This window comes from Bradyrhizobium sp. USDA 4341, assembly GCF_054063755.1.
Genome location: NZ_JBSSGO010000002.1, coordinates 4,695,495 through 4,716,401 on the forward strand (window position 1 = coordinate 4,695,495; position 20,907 = coordinate 4,716,401).

The window sequence follows — 20,907 nt, forward strand, 5'->3', positions numbered from 1 at the left end:
CAGGCGAAAGGTATTCAATGCCGCAAGGAGCCGCAAAGTGCTCCCACTCCAAAAATCGTGACACATTCACCGTGATCCAAGGGAGATCAAAATGCCTGCTATCCGTTTGCGATTGGGGGCCTTTTCGGCCGCCCTCGCATTGCTCGCAGCGACCGCGAGTCCCTCCGTCGCGCAGAAGAAATACGACATCGGTGCCTCCGACAGTGAAATCAAGATCGGCAACATCATGCCCTACAGCGGAGCGGCTTCCGCCTATGGCGTGATCGGCAAGACCGAGGAGGCCTATTTCCGCAAGATCAATGCCGAGGGTGGCATCAACGGCCGCAAGGTCACCTTCATCAGCTATGACGACGCCTACACGCCGCCGAAGACCGTCGAGCAGGCGCGCAAGCTCGTCGAGAGCGACGAGGTGCTGCTGATCTTCAATTCGCTCGGCACGCCGCCGAACTCGGCGATCCAGAAATACATGAACCAGAAGAAGGTGCCGCAGCTGTTCGTCGCCACCGGCGCCACCAAGTGGAACGACCCGAGGGAATTTCCCTGGACGATGGGCTGGCAGCCCAACTACCAGAGCGAGTCCATCATCTACGCAAAGTACATCCTGAAGAACAAGCCGGACGCCAAGATCGCGGTGCTCTACCAGAACGACGATTACGGCAAGGACTATCTGAAGGGGTTCAAGGACGGGCTCGGCGCCAAGGCCGCATCGATGATCGTCGCCGAGGACAGCTACGAGGTGACGGAGCCGACCATCGACTCCCACATCGTCAGGCTCAAGGCCTCCGGCGCCGACGTGTTCTTCAACATTACGACTCCGAAATTCGCGGCGCAGGCGATCAAGAAGAACGCCGAACTCAACTGGCATCCGCTGCATTTCCTCAACAACGTCTCCGGATCGATCGGCAGCGTGATCAAGCCCGCGGGCTTCGAGAATGCCCAGGACATCATCTCGTCGCAATATTTCAAGGACCCGACCGACCCGCAGTGGAAGACCGACAAGGCAATGATCGCCTGGAACGAGTTCCTCGATAAATACTATCCGGAAGCGAACCGCGCCGATGCCTCCGTGATGTACGCCTACATCGTCTCGCAGGGCCTGGTGCATGTGCTCAAGGCGTGCGGCGACGACCTGACCCGCGAGAACGTCATGAAGCAGGCGGCCAGCATCCGCGATTACGAACCCGGCGGCCTGTTGCCGGGTGTCAAGGTCAACACCTCGGCGACCGATTTCGCGCCGCTCTCGCAACTGCAATTGATCCGCTTCAAGGGCCAGACCTGGGAGCGCTTTGGCGACATTTTGAGCGGCGACGTCGGTGGTTAACCCGGAATTGTCGACTAAAGACGAGAGCCCCTGCGGCGTTGTCGCAGGGGCTTTTCATTGAGACGGGCCGCCTGAAATGCTAATCATTGCAGTCAAATAACAGAGCCCTCGAACAAGAGGGCCGCGACACATTCGTCTGACAACAGGGAGAGAGACATAGATGTCCGCCACCACAAGACTTGCGGTCCTCGGGGCCGCGCTCGCGCTCGTCGCGACATCCAGCAGCGCTGCGCTTGCCCAGAAGAAATACGACACCGGCGCCAGCGACACCGAGATCAAGATCGGCAACATCATGCCCTACAGCGGACCCGCATCCGCCTACGGCATCATCGGCCGCACCGAGGCCGCCTATTTCAAGAAGATCAACGATGCCGGCGGCATCAACGGCCGCAAGATCAACTTCATCTCCTATGATGACGCCTACTCGCCGCCGAAAGCCGTGGAGCAGGCCCGCAAGCTGGTCGAGAGCGACGAGGTGCTGCTGATCTTCAACTCGCTCGGCACGCCGTCGAACTCGGCGATCCAGAAGTACATGAATTCCAAGAAGGTGCCGCAGCTGTTCGTCGCCACCGGCGCCACCAAGTGGAACGATCCGAAGGACTTTCCCTGGACCATGGGCTGGCAGCCCAACTACCAGAGCGAGACCCAGATCTACGCAAAGTACATCCTGAAGAACATGCCGAACGCCAAGATCGCGGTGCTGTTCCAGAATGACGATTACGGCAAGGACTATCTGAAGGGATTGAAGGACGGCCTCGGCCAGAAGGCCGCCAGCATGATCGTCGCCGAAGAGAGCTTCGAGACCTCCGAGCCGACCATCGACAACCACATCGTCAAGCTGAAGGCCAGCAACGCCGACGTGTTCATCGACATCGCGACGCCGAAATTCGCCGCGCAGGCGATCAAGAAAGTCACCGAGGTCGGCTGGAAGCCCACCCACTTCCTCAACAACGTGTCGGCCTCGGTCGGCAGCGTGATCAGGCCCGCCGGCTACGAGAACGCGCAGGGCATCATCTCTGCCGCCTATCTGAAGGACCCCTCGGACAAGCAATGGGACAATGATCCCGGCATGAAGGAATTCTACGCCTTCATGGCCAAGGACTTCCCCGAAGGCGACAAGCTCGACGGCGGCACCGTGACCGGCTACGGCGTGGCCCAGACCCTGGTCCAGGTGCTCAAGCAGTGCGGCGACAACCTCACGCGCGAGAACATCATGAAGCAGGCAGCGAGCCTGCAGGACTTCCGCACCGAAGTGCTGCTGCCCGGCATCAAGATCAACACCGCCGCGAACGATTTCGCCCCGATCAGCCAGTTGCAGCTGATGAAGTTCAAGGGCGAGAAATGGGAACTGTTCGGCGACATCATCAGCGCCGACGTCGGCGGCTGATTTTCTGCCGACAATCGACCGACAGTGGCCCCCTGCGATACCGTCGCAGGGGGCTTTTCATTTGCCATGGGGCGGTCCCGGCGATGCCTGCTTACACTTTGCCCGGCAATGCGCTAGGAAAACCGGCAAGAACCGAAGAGAACCCGGCGCCCTCGCGCGCCGGCAACAACAAGGAGTTTTCGGGAAATGCCGAAGCCGATCCGCCGCCGTATTGCAACCGCCCTGCTCGGCCTCGCCGTCGCCGCCGTGACCGGCAATGCCGCATGGGCGCAGAAGAAGTACGACACCGGTGCGACCGATACCGAGATCAAGGTCGGCAACATCGTCCCCTATAGCGGCCCGGCGTCTGCCTATGGCGTGGTCGGCAAGGCGATGGCCGCGGTGTTCAAGAAGGTCAACGACGATGGCGGCATCAACGGCCGCAAGATCAATTTCATCTCCTATGACGACGCCTATTCGCCGCCGAAGGCGGTCGAGCAGGCGCGCAAGCTGGTCGAGAGCGACGAGGTGCTGTTCCTGTTCGGCACGCTCGGTACCGCCTCCAACACCGCGATCCAGAAATATCTCAACGCCAAGAGGGTGCCGCAGCTGTTCGTCGCCACCGGCGCGACCAAGTGGAACGACCCGAAGGCGTTCCCGTGGACCATGGGCTGGCTGCCGAGCTACCAGAGCGAGTCGCGGATCTACGCGAAGTATCTGCTCAAGGAGAAGCCCGCCGCCAAGGTCGCGGTGCTCTACCAGAACGACGACATGGGCAAGGACTACCTCAAGGGCCTGGAAGACGGCTTCGCCAGCGATCCCGCGCGGATTGCCGCCAAGGAGAGCTACGAAGTCGCCGAACCCACCATCGATTCCCATGTGGTGCGGCTGAAATCCGCCAATCCCGACGTCATCATCTTCTTCACCACGCCGAAATTCGGCGCCCAGGCGATCAAGAAGCTCGGCGAGATGAACTGGAAGCCGGTGACCATCGTCTCCAACGTCTCGGCCTCCACCGCGACGGTGATGCGTCCCGCCGGGCTCGACAATGCGCAGGGCGTGATCTCGGCGGCCTACGCCAAGGACGCCAGCGATCCGCAGTGGAAGGACGACGCCGGCATGAAGGCGTTCGACGAACTGCTCGCCAAATACATGCCCGACACCAACCGCGTCGATGCCTCGGCCATGACCGGCTACAACATGGCGACCACGATGGTCGAGGTGCTGCGCCGCTGCGGCGACGACCTCACCCGCGCCAATGTGATGAAGCAGGCGGCGAGCCTGAAGCAGTTTGCGCAGGGCGGCCTGCTGCCCGGCGTGACGCTGTCGACCGGGCCTGCCGACTTCCAGCCGATCGAGCAATTGCAGCTGATGCAGTTCAAGGGCGAGCGCTGGCAATTGTTCGGCGACGTCATCAGCGGCGAAGTCGCCGGAAACTAGAGCCGGGATGGATACTGCTTCGATCGAAGCGGCCTCGATCTTCCCTTACCTCTCCCGCTTGCGGGGGAGGTCGGATCGCATCAAAGATGCGATCCGGGTGGGGGCTTTCTCCGCAATACGACTCGTGGCAGCACCCCCACCCTGCCCCTCCCCCGCAAGCGGGAGAGGGAAAGTACCTACGTCTGGACTCTCGTAGAGGCACAGCCATGACCGACCGTCGTCCCTTCCTGCGTTCGATCTTCGATGCCGCGGTGGCGGCTGCGCATCCCGATGTCGTGCTGGCATCGCGGCTTCGGTCGGCGCCGAAGGGACGCGTGATCTGCCTCGCCGCCGGCAAGGGTGCCGGCGCCATGGCCGCGGCGGCGGAACGGCACTATCTCGACACGCTCGGCCTCGAACCGTCGCGGCTGGTCGGCATCGCCACCACCCGGCATGGCCATGGCGTGCCGACCCGCCGCATCAAGGTGGTCGAGGCCGGCCACCCGGTGCCCGATGAGGCCGGCCTGCGCGCGGCCGACGATACGCTGCGGCTGGCGGCGGAAGCCACGCCCGACGATCTCCTGCTGGTGCTGCTGACCGGCGGCGGCTCGGCGAACTGGATCGCGCCCGTCGAAGGCGTGAGCTTCGCCCAGAAGCAGCAGGTCAACCGCGCGCTGCTGCGCTCCGGCGCGCCGATCGGCGAGATGAACATCGTCCGCAAGCATCTGTCGCGCATCAAAGGGGGGCGGCTGGCGCGCGCCGGCCAGCACGCCGCCGAGATCGTCACGCTGGCGATTTCCGACGTGCCGCATGACGATCCCTCCGCGATCGCCTCGGGGCCGACCGTCCCGGATCCGACCACGCTGGCGGATGCCCGCGCGCTGGTCGCCAAGTACAACCTCTCCGTCGACGACGCGGTCCGCCGCGCGCTTGACGATCCCAGGAACGAGAGCTGCAAGCCGGGCGATCCCGCCTTTGCGCGCGCGACGTTCGAACTGCTGGCAAAGCCCAAGGCCTCGATCGACGCCGCAGTGAAGGTCGCGCAGGACGCCGGCTACGAGACCATCGCGCTCGGTGCCGACCTCGAAGGCGAGGCCCGCGACGTCGCGGCCGGACACGCGCGGCTCGCGCTGAAGGCCCGCGGCGAGGGCAAGCGCGTCGCGATCATCTCCGGCGGCGAGCTCACGGTGACGGTGCGCGGCAATGGCCGCGGCGGCCCCAACCAGGAATACGCACTGGCGCTGGCCGACCTGCTCAAGGACACGCCCGACATCGCAGCGCTCGCCGCCGACACCGACGGCGCCGATGGCGGCGCCGGCAGCGCGAGCGACCCTGCGGGTGCCGTGATCGACCAGGCGACATTCGCGAAGATGAAGACGATCGGCCTCGATCCGAGGGCCTACCTCGAGAACAACGACGCCACGGGCTTCTTCGCACAGACCGGCGATTTGTTGCTGACCGGCCCGACGCTGACCAATGTCAACGACGTGCGCGTGATTTTGGTGGATTGATCCACGCGTCATTGCGAGGAGCGTAGCGACGAAGCAATCCATTCTTCCCCGAGCAGAGGAATGGATTGCTTCGCTTCGCTCGCAATGACGGTGCCGCTGCCGTCGGCCTCAAAACTCCTGCGCGAGCTTGGCCAGCATCTCCAGCAGCGCGGCGTGGTTGGCCGGGCCGAGCACCTCGATCAGCCGCGCCTCGTGCTTGTTGGCGACCAGTTTCTTGGCGCGCGCCAGCACGGCGCGGCCCTTGTCGGTCAGGACCAGGATGTGGGAGCGGCGGTCATTGGTGGAGCGCATCCGCGCGCAAAGGTCGCGGCTCTCCAGTGCGTCGAGCATGGCGACGAAATTCGGCCTGAGGATGCCGAGCGTGTTGGCGATCTCGGTCTGGTTGCGGCCCGGATTCTTGTCGAGCAGCAGCAGCACCGAGAACTGCGCCGGCGTCAGCTGCAGCGGCGCGACGCAGCGCAGGAAATCCTCGAACACCTTGAGCTGCGCACGCTTCAACGAATAGCCGAGCAGTCCGGACAGTTCGCCGAGTTGCAGCATGCTGTCGTCCCCGGCAGGATCGACCGGTTCCCTGCGCAGGGCACGCGACGATCTGACGGCATCGGAGGCGGTTTTGGAAACAGTCATCGCTCCAGGCTCGCAATCCCGGTACAAAAAACCCCGCGGGACGCTCGGGGACCTTGAGATTATATCTAATAATCGTTATGCACTATATCAAATATCGACGGCTATCAACAGCCGATATCGGCCGACCCGACCGGCACAGCCGGCTGCGGCGGTCCGACGCTTGAGGGGGAGCGCTCGGCCTTGAACACAACGATCATGCTGTTCCTGCTGCAGGACGGCATCACCAATGGCGCGATCTACGCACTGCTCGGGCTGGCCCTGGTGCTGGTGTTCGCGGTGACGCGGGTGATCCTGATCCCGCAGGGCGAATTCGTCACCTACGGCGCGCTGAGCTACGCCATGCTGGCGACCGGCCAGGTGCCCGGCACCGTGCGCCTTGCCGTCGCGATGGGCCTTGTCGCGTTCGCGCTCGATCTGTTCTTCGCCCGCAAGGCGCTGCATGCCCGGCTGGTGATCCGCTCAGTCGCGCTCAATATCGTCTTTCCCGTTGCGCTGCTCGGCCTCGTCTATGCGCTGGTTGGTCCCAACACGCCGATCGCCGTCAACATTGCGCTGGCCCTCTTGATCGTGGCGGCGATCGGGCTGTTTCTCTATCGCATCGCCTTCCAGCCGATCGCGCACACTTCCGTGCTGGTGCTCCTGATCGCCTCGGTCGGCTGCCATCTGGCGCTGCAAGGCTTAGGCCTGGTGTTCTTCGGCGCCGAAGGCCTGCGCGCCCCGGCGCTGTCGAATGCCGCAGTGACCGCAGGTCCGCTGCGCTTCACCGGCCAGAGCCTCGCCGTCTACGGCCTGACGGTCGGCTTCATCGTGGGGCTGTGGCTGTTCTTCGGCTACACCAAGACCGGCAAGGCGCTGCGCGCCACCGCGGTCAATCGCCTCGGCGCCCGCCTGGTCGGCATCCGCACCACGCTGTCGGGCCAGATCGCATTCCTGCTCGCCTCCGTGATCGGCGCGATTTCCGGCATCCTGATCGTGCCGATCACGACGCTCTATTACGACACCGGCTTCCTGATCGGCCTGAAGGGTTTTATCGCCGCCATCATCGGCGGCCTGGTCAGCTATCCCCTGACCGCGGTCGCGGCCATCGTGGTCGGCATCGTCGAGGCCTTCTCGTCGTTCTACGCGAGTAATTTCAAGGAAGTCATCGTGTTCACGCTGATCCTTCCCGTCCTGGTGCTGCGCTCGCTCGCAGCGCCCCAGGTCGAGGAAGAGAAGGACTGAGCGCGATGACACAGCGGCTCCCTCTCATCATCTTCGCGCTCGTGATGGCGGTGATCCCGCTTCTCCCGGGCATCCCGCCGTTCTGGATCGTGCTGCTCGACAATATCGGCCTCGCCGCGCTGGTCGCGATGGGGCTGGTGCTGCTCACCGGCGTCGGCGGCCTCACCTCGTTCGGACAGGCCGCGTTCTGCGGCTTCGGCGCCTACACCACGGCGGTGCTGACCACCGCCTACGGCGTCTCGCCGTGGCTGACGCTGCCGGCTTCGCTCGTGGTCAGCGGCATTGCCGCGGTGCTGCTCGGCGTCGTCACGGTGCGGCTGTCAGGCCACTATCTGCCGCTCGGCACCATCGCCTGGGGCATCGGCCTGTTTTATCTGTTCAGCAAGCTCGAATTCCTCGGCCGCAACGACGGCATTTCGGGCATCCCGCCGCTCTCGATCGGCTCGTTCAAGATGCTGAGCCCGGACACGATCTATTACGCAATCTGGGTCGCGGTGCTGCTCTCCGCGCTCCTGACCATGAACCTGCTGGATTCCCGCACCGGCCGCGCCATCCGCGCGCTGCGGCGCGGCCATATCGCGGCCGAAGCGTTCGGCGTGCAGACGCCGCGCGCCAAGCTGCTGGTGTTCATCTATGCGGCGGTGCTGGCCGGCCTGTCCGGCTGGCTCTATGCGCATTTCCAGCGCGCCGCCAACCCGACGCCGTTCGGCGCCCAGGCCGGCATCGAGTATCTGTTCATCGCCGTCGTCGGCGGCGCCGGTTACGTCTGGGGCGGCGTGCTCGGCGCCGGCATCGTCGTGATCCTGAAAGAGGTGCTGCAGAGCTACCTGCCCTACATCTTCGGCGGCCAGAGCCAGCTCGAGACCATCGTGTTCGGCATCATGCTGGTGCTGCTGCTGCAGCTCGCACCGCAGGGCGTCTGGCCCTGGCTGATGTCGCGGCTGCCGTTCAAGCCGACCCGCAAGACGCCGGACACGTCGGTGAAGCTGGAACACCGTGAGCGGGCGGCGGGAACGTCTCCGGTCCTGCTGCACATCGACAAGGCGCGCAAGCAGTTCGGCGGCGTGCTCGCGGTGAACGACGTCTCGTTCGACGTCAACGCCCGCGAGATCGTCGCGCTGATCGGCCCCAACGGCGCCGGCAAGAGCACGACCTTCAACCTGATCACCGGCGTCCTGGGCGCAACCAGCGGCAAGATATCCGTGCTCGGCAACGAGGTCGCGAACGCTCCGCCGCAGGAGGTGGTCAAGCTCGGCGTCGCCCGCACGTTTCAACACGTCAAGCTGGTGCCCGACATGACCGTGCTGGAGAACGTCGCGATCGGCGCGCATCTGCGCGGCAATTCCGGAGCGATCTCCAGCATGCTGCGGCTCGACCGCGCTGATGAGACGAAACTGCTGGCGGAAGCCGCGCGGCAGATCGCGCGCGTCGGCCTGTCCGACCAGATCGACCAGCTCGCCGGTTCGCTGTCGCTCGGGCAGCAGCGCATCGTCGAGATCGCGCGGGCGCTGTGCGTCGATCCGATGCTGTTGCTGCTGGACGAACCGGCGGCCGGCCTGCGCCACATGGAGAAGCAGCGGCTGGCCGCGCTGCTCCGGCAATTGCGCGACGGTGGCATGTCGGTGCTGCTGGTCGAGCATGACATGGGGTTCGTGATGGATCTCGCCGACCGCATCGTGGTGCTCGATTTCGGCACCAAGATCGCCGAGGGCACGCCGGCCGCGATCAAGCGCAACCCCGACGTGATCAAAGCCTATCTCGGAGCCGCCGCATGAGTGCGCTGCTGACGGTTGCCGACGTCCATATCGCCTACGGCAAGGTCGAGGCCGTGCGCGGCGTCTCGCTCGACGTTGGAGAGAACGAGATCGTCACCATCATCGGCGCCAACGGCGCCGGCAAGACCACGCTGCTCAACGCCATCATGGGCGTGCTGCCGCTGCGGGGCCGCACCACCTTTGCCGGCGTCGACATGGCGCCGCTCGATATCGAGGACCGCGTCGCGACGGGCCTGAGCCTGGTGCCCGAGCATCGCGAATTGTTCGGCACCATGAATGTCGAGGACAATCTCGAGCTCGGCGCCTTCCGGATCGCGAAGGCAACCGCGGCCCGCTCGCTGGAGCGGGTCTACACGTTGTTTCCACGGCTCAAGGAGCGCCGCAAGCAGCTCGCCGGCACACTGTCCGGCGGCGAGCAGCAGATGCTTGCGATGGGCCGCGCGCTGATGGGCGCGCCGAAATTGCTGATGCTGGACGAGCCGAGCCTCGGCCTCGCCCCGATCATCGTCGCCGACATCTTCCGCATCGTCGGCGAGCTCCGCGCAGCCGGCGTCTCGGTGCTGCTGGTCGAGCAGAACGCCCAGGCCGCGCTGCAGATCGCCGACCGCGCCTATGTGATGGAGCTCGGCGAGTTCGTGCTTAGCGGCTCCGCGAAGGAGATCGCCGCCAACAAGGGCGTCGCCGCGAGCTATCTCGGCTTCCAGATCGAAGGCGAGAGCGCGATCTAGGCGCCATCGCCCCGCTTATGAAGAAGCCGGCCCCTCATCGGGACCGGCTCTTCGTTTCCGCAGATCGCGACCAGCTCACATCGCCGGGATGTATTTGCCGTCCTTGACCGTCAGCAGGATGCGCGAGCGGTCGTCGAGGCCGTAGCGATCCTTTTCGGTCCAGTTGTAGACGCCCTGGCTCGCGACGATCTCCTTCTCGGAGATGAACGCCTGGCGGATCGCCTCGCGGAATTCCGGCGTGCCGGGCTTGGCGGTCTTCAGCGCCGTCGGGATGATGCGCTTCAGCACCTCGAAGGCGTCGAAGGAATGGCCGGCGAACTGGCTGCGGCTGTTGGCGCCGTACTTGGCTTCATAGGCCGCGTTCAGCGTCAGGCCCGGCTTCTTGGTCAGCGCGCTGTCGGCTTGGGTTTCCGGCGACATCACCGGGCCGGCCGACATGATGACGCCTTCCGCGGACGCTCCTGCGATGCGGATGAAGTCCATCGTGGCGGCACCGTGGGTCTGGTAGATCAGGCCCTTGTAGCCACGCTCGCGCAGCGCGGACTGCGGCAGCGCCGCGGCGGTGCCGGAGGCGCCGACCAGGATGGCGTCGGGATTGGCGGCGACGAGCTTCAGCACCTGGCCCGCGACCGACGTATCCGGACGCGCGAAGCGCTCCTCATCGGTCATGGTCAGGCCCATCGGCACGGCCTGCGCCTTGAAGTCGTTGACCCAGAGATCGCCGTAGGAATCCGAATAGCCGATATAGCCGACGGTCTTGATGTTGTGCGCCTTCATGTGCTCGTAGAGCACCTTGCCCATGATCGGAATCGACTGCGGCAGGTCGACCGACCACTTTGCGCGGGCGTCATTGATCGGGAACGGCGCGAGGCCGAGATGCGGGATGCCGGCCTCGTTGGCGACCGTCGACACCGCGATCGTCGTCGGCGTGATGCAGGAGCCCATGATGATGTCGGCCTTGGACTCGGTGACGAAGCGCCGCGTATTGGTGGTCGCAGCCGTTGGATCGCCGGCGTCGTCGAGCACGATCAGCTTCAGCGGTACGCCGCCGATCTCCTTCGGCACGAAATCGAGCGCGTTGCGTTCGGGGATGCCGAGCGCCGCGGCGGGGCCGGTGGTCGAGATCGAGATGCCGATGGTGATTTCATTGGTCTGCGCCAGCGCTGACGCGCCCGGCAGCGCGACAGCAGCTGCGAGCACTGCTGCGGCGAGAGTGGCCTTCCTCATTCATTCCTCCCTGCGGATATGTTTTTTGGGTTTAAACCAGTTTTGCGGGCCAATTCAGCCCCTTCTTTAGGTCATGAGGGGCCGCAAGTCAGCCCTGAACAAGTCAGCCCTTCAGGAAGCGGTCGATGATCTCCTGCGGAAATGGCGCCGATTTCAGCCTGGCGGGATCGTCCGGATGGCGGCCGACCAGCACCCTTGTCTCGAACGCCTCGATGGCCAACGCCTCGCCCTTGAACACGCGGTGCACCACTTCGAAGCTCGATCGCTTGATGCTCTCGATCCGGCTCTCGATGGTAATCCAGTCGCCATGGGTCGACGGGATGTGGAATTTGGCCCGCGTGTCGACCATGGGAATGCCGACCAGGCCATATTTGTGGACGAGGTCCTGCTTCGAGCAACCGGCCGCTTCGAACATGATCGAGGTCGAGTCGTCGAACATCGCGAAGTAGCGCGGATAGTAGACGATGTTGGCGGGGTCGCAATCGCCCCACTGGATCTGCACGTCGCGCCGGTTGACGAACATGGTCTGTCCTCGATTGAGCGGGATCGATCCGGAGGCGCGGTTCACGCTCCTCCGGATCATGCGTCAGCGTGGCGCCATCCGGAGCGCGGCATCGAGCCGCACCACTTCGCCGTTCAGATAGGGATTATCGATCATGTGCAGCGCCAGCGACGCGAACTCGTCGGCCTGCCCCAGCCGGCGCGGGAACGGGATCGCGGCGGCGAGCGAGTCCTGGGCTTCCTGCGGCAGTCCGGCCAGCAAGGGGGTCATGAACAGGCCGGGCGCGATGGTCAACACACGGATGCCGAACTGCGCGAGCTCGCGCGCGATCGGCAAGGTCATCGCGACGATGCCGCCCTTGGAGGCCGAATAGGCCGCCTGCCCGATCTGGCCGTCATAGGCCGCGACCGAGGCCGTCGAGATCACGACGCCGCGCTCGCCGGTCGCGAGCGGCTCGAGCTTCGCCATATCGGCGGTCGCAAGCCGCAGCATGTTGAAGGAGCCGATCAGATTGACCTTGATCACCTTGTCGAAGTCAGCGAGCGCCATCGGCCCTTCGCGGCCGATCACGCGCTTAGCCACCCCGATGCCTGCACAGTTCACCAGCACGCGGGCCGGACCGTGCGCCTTGGCGGCAGCAGCGACCGCGGCTTCGGCAGCGGCCGCATCGGCCACGTCGCAGATCACCGCAATGCCGCCGATCTCGGCGGCGACGGTCTCGGCGAGCTTGGCGTTGAGGTCGCAGACCGCGACCTTGGCGCCCTGCGCAGCCAGACGGCGCGCGGTCGCCGCGCCCAATCCCGATGCGCCGCCGGTGACGATGGCGGCCTGGTCCTTCAACTGCATGGCATTCTCTCCTTGAATGGTCAGACGAGTTTGATCACCGATGCCGGCGGCACCGGCGCATAGAGCGCTTCGATGATGTCAGTGCGATGCTCCAGCACCGCGCGCTGGTTGATCGAGCCCTTGTCGGTGACCTCGCCGCGATCGATCGACAGCGGCGTGTCGAGCAGGATCGCCCGCGCGATCCGGTTCGACGAACCCGTGGCGCTCGCAAGGACCCGCGCGAAACGTTCGCGGAAGGCAGCACGCACCAGCGGATCGCTGGCCGCAGCCGCGATGTCGCCAGCGCCAAGCGCCGGATTGATCAGGCGACAGCCATCGAGATCGAGGATCACGATCGCCGCCAGCTCGTCGCGGTTGAGCCCCGCGATCACGACGTCGCGCACCAGCGGCGCGCAGGTGCCGACGAAGCGCGCCCGCAACGGACCGACGCTGACCCAGGTGCCGCTCGCCAGCTTGAAATCCTCGGCGATGCGACCATCGAAATCGAACCCGGCATCGAGATCGCCGGCGTTGGCTGGCTTCAGCGCGTCGCCGAACTTGTAGAAACCTTCCTCGTCGAACGCCTTGGCGGTCAGCTCGGGCTGCCGCCAGTAGCCGGGCGTCACGTTCGGGCCTTTGGCACGCACCTCGAGCTTGCCGTTGTTGGGCACCAGCTTCGCGTCATTGCCCGACACCGGAAGCCCGACATGGCCGGAACGGCTGGTATCGGGCCGCACCGACATGAAGAACGGCGAGGTCTCGGTGGCGCCGAGCCCGGTCAGCATGGGCACGCGATAGCCCGTCTCCTGCACGGCGAGCGCATCGAGGCTGTTCCAGATGAACGGCGACAGCGCGGCGCCCGAGAAGAACATCGCATGCAGCCGCTCGAAGAATTTCGCCCGCAGCCCGGCATCGTCGCGCAGATAGGGCAGCAGCGATTCATAGCCCTTGGGCACGTTGAAATAGACCGTCGGCGAGATCTCGCGCAGGTTGCGCACGGTCTCCTCGATGCCGCCGGGCATCGGCTTGCCCTCATCGAGATACATCGAGCCGCCGTTATAGAGCGTCAGCCCGACATTGTGGTTGCCGCCGAAGGTGTGATTCCACGGCAGCCAGTCGACGATCACAGGCGGCTCGTCCTTCAGGAACGCCAATGTCTCGCGCAGCATTACCTGGTTGGCGCAGATCATGCGCTGGGTGTTGATGACGGCCTTGGGATTGCCGGTCGAACCCGACGTCAGCAGGAACTTTGCGATCGTATCCGGACCGATGGCGGCGTGGGTCGCGTCGAGCCGCGGATCCTCCGGCGTTGCCATCAGATCGGCGAGCCGCGTCACCTCGCGGCTGGGTACGGCGCCGCGGCTCGCGGCGATCTCGACATCGGGTCCGACATTGGCGCGCAGGGCGTCGGTAAATTTGTCGCCGTCATCGACACAGACGAGGCCCGGCGTCAGCAGCCTGATGACGAAGCTGAGCTTGCCGTAGTCGCGCGACACCAGCGAATAGGCCGGCGACACCGGACAGAACGGAATGCCGGCATAGAGCGCACCGAGCGCGATCAGTGCGTGATCGATCGAATTGCCGGACAGGATCATGATCGGCCGCTCGGCCGACAGCCCGCGCGCGATCAGCGCGGACGCAACGCGTCGGGTCGTCACCAGCAATTGCGCGTAGGTGATCTGGCGCCAGCCGCCGCCGGCTGCGCGCTCGGCCATGAACACCCGGTTCGGCTCGGCGTTTGCCCAGTGATGCAGGCGGTCGGTGAGACGAGCGGGAAAGTCGGCGAACTTGAGCTTCGGCCGAAGATAGATCGTGCCATCGTCGCGGCGCTCGACGGTGACGTCGGGATTGCCGAACGAGATCGGGCGCAGCGGATGCGCACTCGCAGTGGACGCAGACGGCGTGGCGTTCATGTCGGCTTCACCTTGGCGGTCTTGCGATCCAGGAAGGCACGGATGCGCTTCTTGGCCTCCTTGTCGCTCTGCGCCACCGTCGCCATCAGCGATTCCATCAAGAGGCCGGTCTGCGGATTGGCCTCGGCGATCATCGGCAGCGCCTGCAACACCGCGAAGTTTGTCAGCGGCGCATTGGCGGCGACGCGCTCCGCAAGCTCCAGCGCTTTCGGCAGCGCGCCGTCGGCCTCGGTGAGATATTGCGAGAAGCCGTAGGCCGCGCCCTCGGTCGCCGAATAGACCCGGCCGGTCAGCATCATGTCCGCCATCCTGGGCACGCCGATCAGGCGCGGCAGCCGCACCGATCCGCCGCCGCCCACGAAGATGCCGCGCTGGCCCTCGGGCAGCGCGAAATAGGCCGACGGCTCGGCGACCCGGATATGCGCGGCGCAGGCAAGCTCCAGCCCACCGCCGATCACGGCGCCCTTCAGCGCCGCGATCACCGGCACGCGGCAATACTGGATGCGGTCGAACACGCGATGCCACATCTGGGAATGCACCAGCCCCTCGGTGGCGTCGCGTTCGGTCAGTTCGGAGAGATCGAGGCCGGATGAGAAGTGATCGCCGACGCCATGGATGACGACGGCGCCGACTGCGTCGGGAATCGCGGAAAAGCAGTCCCGCAGCGCCAGGATGATGCCGTCGTTGAGCGCATTGCGCTTGGCGGGCCGGTTGAGCCCGACGGTCAGCACCGCCCCTCGCGTCTCGATCCTGAGCAGCGAGGCATCACCCGCGTCGGCAGCGTTTCCCATGGCGTTATTGTTTCCTATTCAGAATAGTTATGTTTTATAACTATCCTCACAGGAGTCAAGACGGGACATGATGAGGATAGAGTTGGTACGCGCAACTCCCTCCACCCGTCGTCCCTGCGAAAGCAGGGACCCATAACCACAGGGTCGTGTTGTTGAGATGAGCTGTGGCCACAGCTCTGCGATCCAATTCACAATCGTGGTTATGGGTCCCGGCTCAAGGTCGGGACGACACCGAATGTGTTGCACGGCCTGTGAGTCGTACTTCCGCATTCTCGCGACATGGTTTGTCCGAGGTTTGCTTGGCGTTTCGCCCAGGCGCGCGCCGCCTTCCCCTCGTCATTCCCCGGTGCGCAATTGCGCACCTGAGGGCGCGCCACTTGGCGCGAGCCATGGAGTGACGAGAAAATGCCCTTGGCCCGCGGCTCGCGCTCACAACACCTGATGCACGTCGATCACGACGCGGTCGGCGTGGCGAGCGGCGGAGCCGATGAAGATGTGCTCCATCAGCCAGCGGTACTTTTCGGCGCCGGTTTCGAATTTCGGAACGGTGCGGAAATAGATCAGCTTCGGGTCGACCGGTTCGCCGCGCTTGAGCTTCTCGAGCAGATCGACCGGCCCGAAGCGGATGCCCTTGTTCTCGACATAGACGACGGCGCCGTCGTCGGTCTCGAAGGCATATTTTGCCTCCAGCTCGATCAGCTCGCTGGGCCGGATGATCTGGAAGTCGGCGCCGAAGGGCAGCACCTTGCCGTTGACGGTCTCGCCCCTCACCTCGCCACCGATGATCGGAATGATGCGGCGGACGCCGGTGCCGATGTCGCCGGCGGACGTGACCTCGGCGATCCGGGCAGTGATGGTGAAGACGTATCTGGTCTGAAGCTCGGGCACCATGGAAAACCTATTTATTGAGGCATGATCCTTTTCGGAAAACCGGGTCCCACTTTTCCGGGATCATGCCTAACCTATCATGCGCTGCGGCAGCCAGGTCGCGAGCAGCGGGAACAGGATCAGGATCACCAGCCGGATCAGGTCGGTGATCACAAACGGCAGCACGCCGACGAAGATCGTCGACATGTTGACGTCCTTGATCACGCTCTTGATCACGAACACGTTCATGCCGACCGGCGGATGGATCAGCCCGAGCTCCACCGTCATGACGATGATGATGCCGAACCAGATCGGGTCGAAACCGAGCGCGGTCACGACCGGGAACACGATCGGCACGGTGAGGATCACCATCGCCATCGCGTCCATCAGGCAGCCGAGCACCAGATACATCAGGAGGATCAGCGCCAGCACGCCATAAGGACCGATGCCGAGCCCGGTGAGGAACTCAGTGACGTTCTGCGGCGTCTGGGTGATGGTGAGGAAATAGCCGAAGCACAGCGCGCCGATCAGCACCGTGAACACCGCCGCCGCGGTGCGCGTCGCCTGCAGCAGCGATTGCAGGATGCCGTCTTTGGTCAGCTTGCCTCTGAGGATGCCGATGATGAAGGCACCGACCGCGCCGACCGCGCCCGCTTCGGTCGGGACGAAGAAGCCGCCATAGAGGCCGCCGATCACGAACAGGAACAGCAGCAGCGGCGACCAGACGTCGCGCATCGCCATGGCGCGCTCATGCCACGACGCCTTCTTGCCTGCCGGCAGGAAGCCCGGCCGCGTCACCCCGATGATGCCGATCGTGATCATGTGCATCAGGATCGCGAGCAGGCCCGGCACCACGCCGGCGATGAACAGCTTGCCGATGTCCTGCTGGGTGATGATGCCGTACACCGCGAGCACCGTGGATGGCGGCAGCATCGCCCCGAGCGTGCCGCCGACCGCGATCACGCCGGTCGAGAACGATTGCGGATAGCCGAAGCGGCGCATCTCGGGATAGGCCACCGCCGAGAAGGTCGCGGCGGTCGCAACCGAGGAGCCCGAGATCGCCGCAAAGCCGCCGCAGGCGGCGATGGTCGCGATGCCGAGCCCGCCCTTCCAGTGGCCGACAAAGGTGTTTGCGGCGCGGAACAGTTCACGGCTGATGCCCGAAACCGACACGAAGGCGCCCATCAAGAGGAACATCGGGATCACGCCGAAGGAATAATCCGTCACCGTGCGCATCGTGGTCTGGCCGACCAGCTTCAGCGCCGGGGCGAAGCCGGTGAGATAGCCAAAGCCGGTGATGCCGACGAGGCCCATCGCCATGCCGACGGGGACACGCAACAGCATCAGCGCGAACAGGCTCACAAAGCCGATGACGGCGACGGCCTCGGGACTCAAATCGAGACTCATGGCCGTCTACTCCGCAGTCTTGATCTTGGCATCATGGATATCTTCCGGATGGAAGATCAGGCGGTAGGTCCGGATCGCAATCAGCAGCACCGCGGAGACGTCACCGAGCCACGACACCAGGAAGAACGGCCAGACCGGAACGCCGAGATCCATGGTGACGATGTGGCTGTTCCTGGTGTCGATCACCTTGTCGACCAGCGTGTAGGTTTGCACCGTCACCACGAACAGCAGCACCAGCGTCGCGAAGATATCGATCCAGCGCTGATAGCGCGGCGACGCATTGGCCCAGACCAGATCCACGGTGATGTGGGTGCCGCGATAGCTCGTCGCCGCGATGCCCCAGAAGATCAGGATGCCGAGCAGGAACTGGCCGAAATTGTAGTAGTCGGGGATCGTCACCGAGAAGAATTTGCGCATGAACACCGCGGTGAAGGTGTTGAGCGCGACGACGCCGACGAAGAAGGCCGCAACCCATTCGATCGAATCGATGAAGCGGTCCATGAAATTCTTGCGCACCGGCTCGGGTGGACCGGTGATCGCGCCGTCCTGGGAAACTTCGGAATTGGCAGCCATGATGTCGGACTATCGCTGTCAGGAACCGTCATTCCGGGATGCTCGCAACGCGAGCGAACCCGGAATCTGGAGATTGCGGCGCGAGATTCCGGGTTCGCGCTGACGCGCGCCCCGGAATGACGGGATCAGATCCCCGCTTCGTACTTCTTCAGCGTGGCCTGCAGATCGGCCTCGATCTTCTCGGCATCGCCGCCGGCCTTCTTCACCGCCTCGGCCCAGCTGTCGCGCAGCGGCTTGACCGCCTTCTTCCACTCGGCGAGCTGATCCGCCGTCAGCGGATAGACCTCGTGGCCCTGCAGCGCCTTCATCTTGGTGCGGCCGTTGGCTTCGAAATCGGTCCAGGGATCGGTGACCTTGGAGGCCCATTCCGGCGTGCAATGATCGTCGATCACCTTCTTCTGGGCGTCCGACATCGCATTATATTTGGCGAGGTTGATGTTGTAGGTGAACACCGTCGTGTAGAGCGGCACATCCATGTGGTACTTTACCACCTTGTCGATGCCGAACAGGAAGATCGATCCCCAGGGGAAGGTGATCTCGTCGGCGACGCCGCGCTCGATCGCGTCGCGCGATTCCGGCGCGGAGGCCTGCACATTGGTGCCGCCGAACATCTTCACCATCTCGCCGATGGTGCTCTGCGCGGGCCGCACCTTCACGCCGGAGAGATCGCTCGGCAGCACGATCTTCTTCTTGCCGTGCAGCGCGCCCGGATCGTGAATGAAGGCGAAGCAGAGCTTGGTGTCCTTCATCTCGGTCGGCGCGTATTTGTGGTACCACTCGTTCAGCGCCAGCGTGCCCTTCTTGCCGTCCGAGAACACGAACGGGAGCTGGCCCGCGGCCGCGATCGGGAAGCGGCCGGGCTGATAGCCGGGATTGACATAGGTGACGTCGGCGATGCCGTCGCGCGCCATGTCGTAATGGTCGAACGCCTTGCCGAGCTGCTCGGACGGAAACACGGTGACTTTGATGGTGCCGCCCGATGCCTTCTCGATATCGGCGGCCCAGGCCTGCGTCGCCGGCACCAGCGGATGCGCCGGCGGCACCCAGAGCGACACTTTGAGATTGACGGTCTTGTCCTGCGCCTGCGAAGGACCTGCGGCCGGCACGATGGCGGCGGCTGCCATCAGCAGCGCCAACAAACTCTTCCTCATCACCTCTCCTCCTCTCCAGGACGGGCTTCGTGCCCGATCTCATTACTTAACATGTTATCTAATTCGCGCGGATATTCAAGATGAAATCCGCAGGGAGGACGCCTCGTCGCACCCGGCCCTTCCGGCATCTTGCGCTGCGGCGAACGCAGGTCCCGTGCAAATCCGCCTTGCCAAAACTGTTATATGATATAGTTGCCTTGGCAAGTTGATGGCGACCGCCCCGGCGCGGGCGCCTGCTGAAAGCCTATCCGATCGGGAGGAGCAGGTGTTGCGGACAAAAGTAGCAATCATAGGCGCAGGTCCGGCCGGACTGTTGCTTGGGCAACTACTTCATACTTTCGGCGTAGACAACGTCATTCTCGAGCGGCAGACCCCGGACTATGTGCTGGGGCGGATCCGCGCCGGCCTGCTCGAGGAAGGCACCGTGTCGCTGCTCGACAGCGTCGGCGCCGGCGCCCGGCTGCACCAGGAAGGCCTGGTTCATCACGGCGTCGAGCTGGCCTTCGGCGGCGCGCGGCACCGCATCGACATGCATGCGGCGACCGGCAAGACCGTGACCATCTACGGCCAGACCGAGGTCACGCTCGATCTGATGAACGCCCGCAAGGCGGCCGGCCTGACCACGGTCTACTCTGCCGCCGACGTCAAACCGCATGATTTCGACACCGATCATCCGCACGTCACCTACGTCAAGGACGGCGTCACGCACGAGATCGCCTGCGATTTCATCGCCGGCTGCGACGGCTTCCACGGCGTCAGCCGCGCCAGCGTGCCGGCGTCGGCGATCACCAGCTATGAACGGGTGTATCCGTTCGGCTGGCTCGGCATCCTCTCGGAGACGCCGCCGGTCTCGCCGGAGTTGATCTACAACAACCATGAGCGCGGCTTTGCGCTCTGCACGATGCGCTCGACCCATCGCAGCCGCTATTACGTGCAGTGCCCGCTCGACGATCATGTCGATCAATGGCCGGACGAGCGGTTCTGGGATGAGTTGAAGCGGCGCCTCGACCAGAAGGCCGCCGACGAAATCATCACCGGCCCCTCGATCGAAAAGAGCATCGCGCCCTTGCGCAGCTTCGTCGCCGAACCGATGCGGTTCGGCCGCATGTTCCTCGCCGGCGACGCCTCGCACATCGTGCCGCCGACCGGCGCCAAGGGGCTGAACCTTGCGGCCAGCGACGTGCATTATTTATCGCAGGCGCTGCGCGAATATTACGACGAGAAATCCTCTGATGGCCTCGACTTCTATTCGGCGAAAGCGCTGGCGCGGGTCTGGAAGGCGGTACGCTTCTCCTGGTGGATGACCTCGATGCTGCACAAATTCCCCGACGAGGGCGAATTCGCCGCGCGCATCCAGATCGCCGAGCTCGACTATCTCGTCAGTTCGAAGGCGGCGTCGACCTCGCTGTCGGAGAACTATGTGGGGCTGCCGTTCTAGATAGGTCGCTGTTTTTTTTCGTCGAGCAACCTCGCGTTATGCCCTCAGCTGTCACACCCCGCGCATGCGGGGTATCCAGTACGCCGCGGCCTCTCGATTTATGCCGTGCGGTCTCTGGAATACTGGATCGCCCGGTCAAGCCGGGCGATGACAGCGAGGGATGTGGCGACAGGCCCGAGCCAGTTTCAAACACCCCCTGCAAATCCCGTTTAAAACTTTGTAGGCGGTGAAATCGCGGTCGACAT

Annotated in this window: 18 protein-coding genes; 8 read left to right on the plus strand and 10 right to left on the minus strand. The window is 64.4% G+C overall.

The window, feature by feature from the left end:
- Positions 1–91 precede the first annotated feature (91 nt).
- From ACVIGB_RS28280 to ACVIGB_RS28295, 4 genes are all read left to right on the plus strand, one after another.
- Positions 92–1,321 carry an ABC transporter substrate-binding protein gene (locus ACVIGB_RS28280; protein ID WP_092119469.1) on the plus strand — a complete coding sequence of 410 codons (1,230 nt, stop codon included), beginning with the start codon at positions 92–94 and terminating at the stop codon, positions 1,319–1,321.
- Positions 1,322–1,481: 160 nt separating this feature from the next.
- Positions 1,482–2,708 (plus strand): ABC transporter substrate-binding protein, encoded by a 1,227-nt coding sequence (locus tag ACVIGB_RS28285; protein ID WP_456720172.1) that lies wholly within the window; start codon positions 1,482–1,484, stop codon positions 2,706–2,708.
- A 186-nt stretch (positions 2,709–2,894) separates the two neighbouring features.
- Positions 2,895–4,127, plus strand: a complete 1,233-nt coding sequence (locus ACVIGB_RS28290; RefSeq protein ID WP_456720171.1) for an ABC transporter substrate-binding protein — start codon at positions 2,895–2,897, stop codon at positions 4,125–4,127.
- 206 nt (positions 4,128–4,333) lie between these two features.
- Positions 4,334–5,617, plus strand: a complete 1,284-nt coding sequence (locus ACVIGB_RS28295) for a glycerate kinase type-2 family protein (protein WP_456720170.1) — start codon at positions 4,334–4,336, stop codon at positions 5,615–5,617.
- A gap of 108 nt (positions 5,618–5,725) precedes the next feature.
- Here ACVIGB_RS28295 and ACVIGB_RS28300 read toward each other — a convergent pair whose 3' ends face one another.
- Positions 5,726–6,244 (minus strand): MarR family winged helix-turn-helix transcriptional regulator, encoded by a 519-nt coding sequence (locus ACVIGB_RS28300; RefSeq protein WP_097676731.1) that lies wholly within the window; start codon positions 6,242–6,244, stop codon positions 5,726–5,728.
- Between the two features lie 180 nt (positions 6,245–6,424).
- On the opposite strand from ACVIGB_RS28300, the gene ACVIGB_RS28305 reads away from it, so the two are divergent.
- Genes ACVIGB_RS28305 through ACVIGB_RS28315 form a run of 3 tightly spaced genes read left to right on the plus strand, consistent with a single transcriptional unit; the run spans position 6,425 to position 9,968 of the window.
- Positions 6,425–7,465, plus strand: coding sequence for a branched-chain amino acid ABC transporter permease (locus ACVIGB_RS28305; RefSeq protein WP_456720169.1), 1,041 nt, complete (start codon positions 6,425–6,427; stop codon positions 7,463–7,465).
- A gap of 5 nt (positions 7,466–7,470) precedes the next feature.
- On the plus strand, positions 7,471–9,240 hold the full coding sequence (locus ACVIGB_RS28310; RefSeq protein ID WP_456720168.1) for a branched-chain amino acid ABC transporter ATP-binding protein/permease: 1,770 nt from the start codon (positions 7,471–7,473) through the stop codon (positions 9,238–9,240).
- On the plus strand, positions 9,237–9,968 hold the full coding sequence (locus ACVIGB_RS28315; RefSeq protein ID WP_456720167.1) for an ABC transporter ATP-binding protein: 732 nt from the start codon (positions 9,237–9,239) through the stop codon (positions 9,966–9,968). The genes ACVIGB_RS28310 and ACVIGB_RS28315 overlap by 4 nt, the downstream gene beginning before the upstream one ends.
- 75 nt (positions 9,969–10,043) lie before the next feature.
- Here the strand turns inward: ACVIGB_RS28315 and ACVIGB_RS28320 are convergent, their stop codons facing one another.
- The 9 genes from ACVIGB_RS28320 to ACVIGB_RS28360 form a co-directional block, all read right to left on the minus strand.
- Positions 10,044–11,195 carry an ABC transporter substrate-binding protein gene (locus tag ACVIGB_RS28320; RefSeq protein WP_456720166.1) on the minus strand — a complete coding sequence of 384 codons (1,152 nt, stop codon included), beginning with the start codon at positions 11,193–11,195 and terminating at the stop codon, positions 10,044–10,046.
- 103 nt (positions 11,196–11,298) lie between these two features.
- Positions 11,299–11,718: an acyl-CoA thioesterase gene (locus ACVIGB_RS28325; protein ID WP_092119496.1), complete on the minus strand. Its 420-nt coding sequence runs from the start codon at positions 11,716–11,718 to the stop codon at positions 11,299–11,301.
- A 63-nt stretch (positions 11,719–11,781) separates the two neighbouring features.
- On the minus strand, positions 11,782–12,543 hold the full coding sequence (locus ACVIGB_RS28330; protein WP_456720165.1) for an SDR family NAD(P)-dependent oxidoreductase: 762 nt from the start codon (positions 12,541–12,543) through the stop codon (positions 11,782–11,784).
- 20 nt (positions 12,544–12,563) lie between these two features.
- On the minus strand, positions 12,564–14,435 hold the full coding sequence (locus ACVIGB_RS28335) for a feruloyl-CoA synthase (RefSeq protein ID WP_456720164.1): 1,872 nt from the start codon (positions 14,433–14,435) through the stop codon (positions 12,564–12,566).
- On the minus strand, positions 14,432–15,226 hold the full coding sequence (locus tag ACVIGB_RS28340) for a crotonase/enoyl-CoA hydratase family protein (RefSeq protein ID WP_092119504.1): 795 nt from the start codon (positions 15,224–15,226) through the stop codon (positions 14,432–14,434). Before ACVIGB_RS28340 ends, ACVIGB_RS28335 begins: the two co-directional genes overlap by 4 nt.
- Positions 15,227–15,655: 429 nt before the next feature.
- A complete protein-coding gene (locus ACVIGB_RS28345) occupies positions 15,656–16,117 on the minus strand; it encodes a DUF3237 domain-containing protein (protein ID WP_456720163.1) in 462 nt (153 codons plus the stop codon).
- Between the two features lie 66 nt (positions 16,118–16,183).
- Entirely contained in the window at positions 16,184–17,488 is a 1,305-nt protein-coding gene (locus tag ACVIGB_RS28350) for a TRAP transporter large permease (RefSeq protein ID WP_456725058.1), read from the minus strand.
- 18 nt (positions 17,489–17,506) lie between these two features.
- The gene (locus ACVIGB_RS28355; protein ID WP_092126276.1) at positions 17,507–18,016 is read right to left on the minus strand and encodes a TRAP transporter small permease; all 510 of its coding nucleotides are present in this window, start codon (positions 18,014–18,016) and stop codon (positions 17,507–17,509) included.
- A 182-nt stretch (positions 18,017–18,198) separates the two neighbouring features.
- Positions 18,199–19,224 carry a TRAP transporter substrate-binding protein gene (locus ACVIGB_RS28360; protein ID WP_092126278.1) on the minus strand — a complete coding sequence of 342 codons (1,026 nt, stop codon included), beginning with the start codon at positions 19,222–19,224 and terminating at the stop codon, positions 18,199–18,201.
- A gap of 268 nt (positions 19,225–19,492) precedes the next feature.
- On the opposite strand from ACVIGB_RS28360, the gene pobA reads away from it, so the two are divergent.
- The gene (gene pobA, locus ACVIGB_RS28365) at positions 19,493–20,662 is read left to right on the plus strand and encodes a 4-hydroxybenzoate 3-monooxygenase (RefSeq protein WP_456720162.1); all 1,170 of its coding nucleotides are present in this window, start codon (positions 19,493–19,495) and stop codon (positions 20,660–20,662) included.
- Positions 20,663–20,907 lie beyond the last annotated feature (245 nt).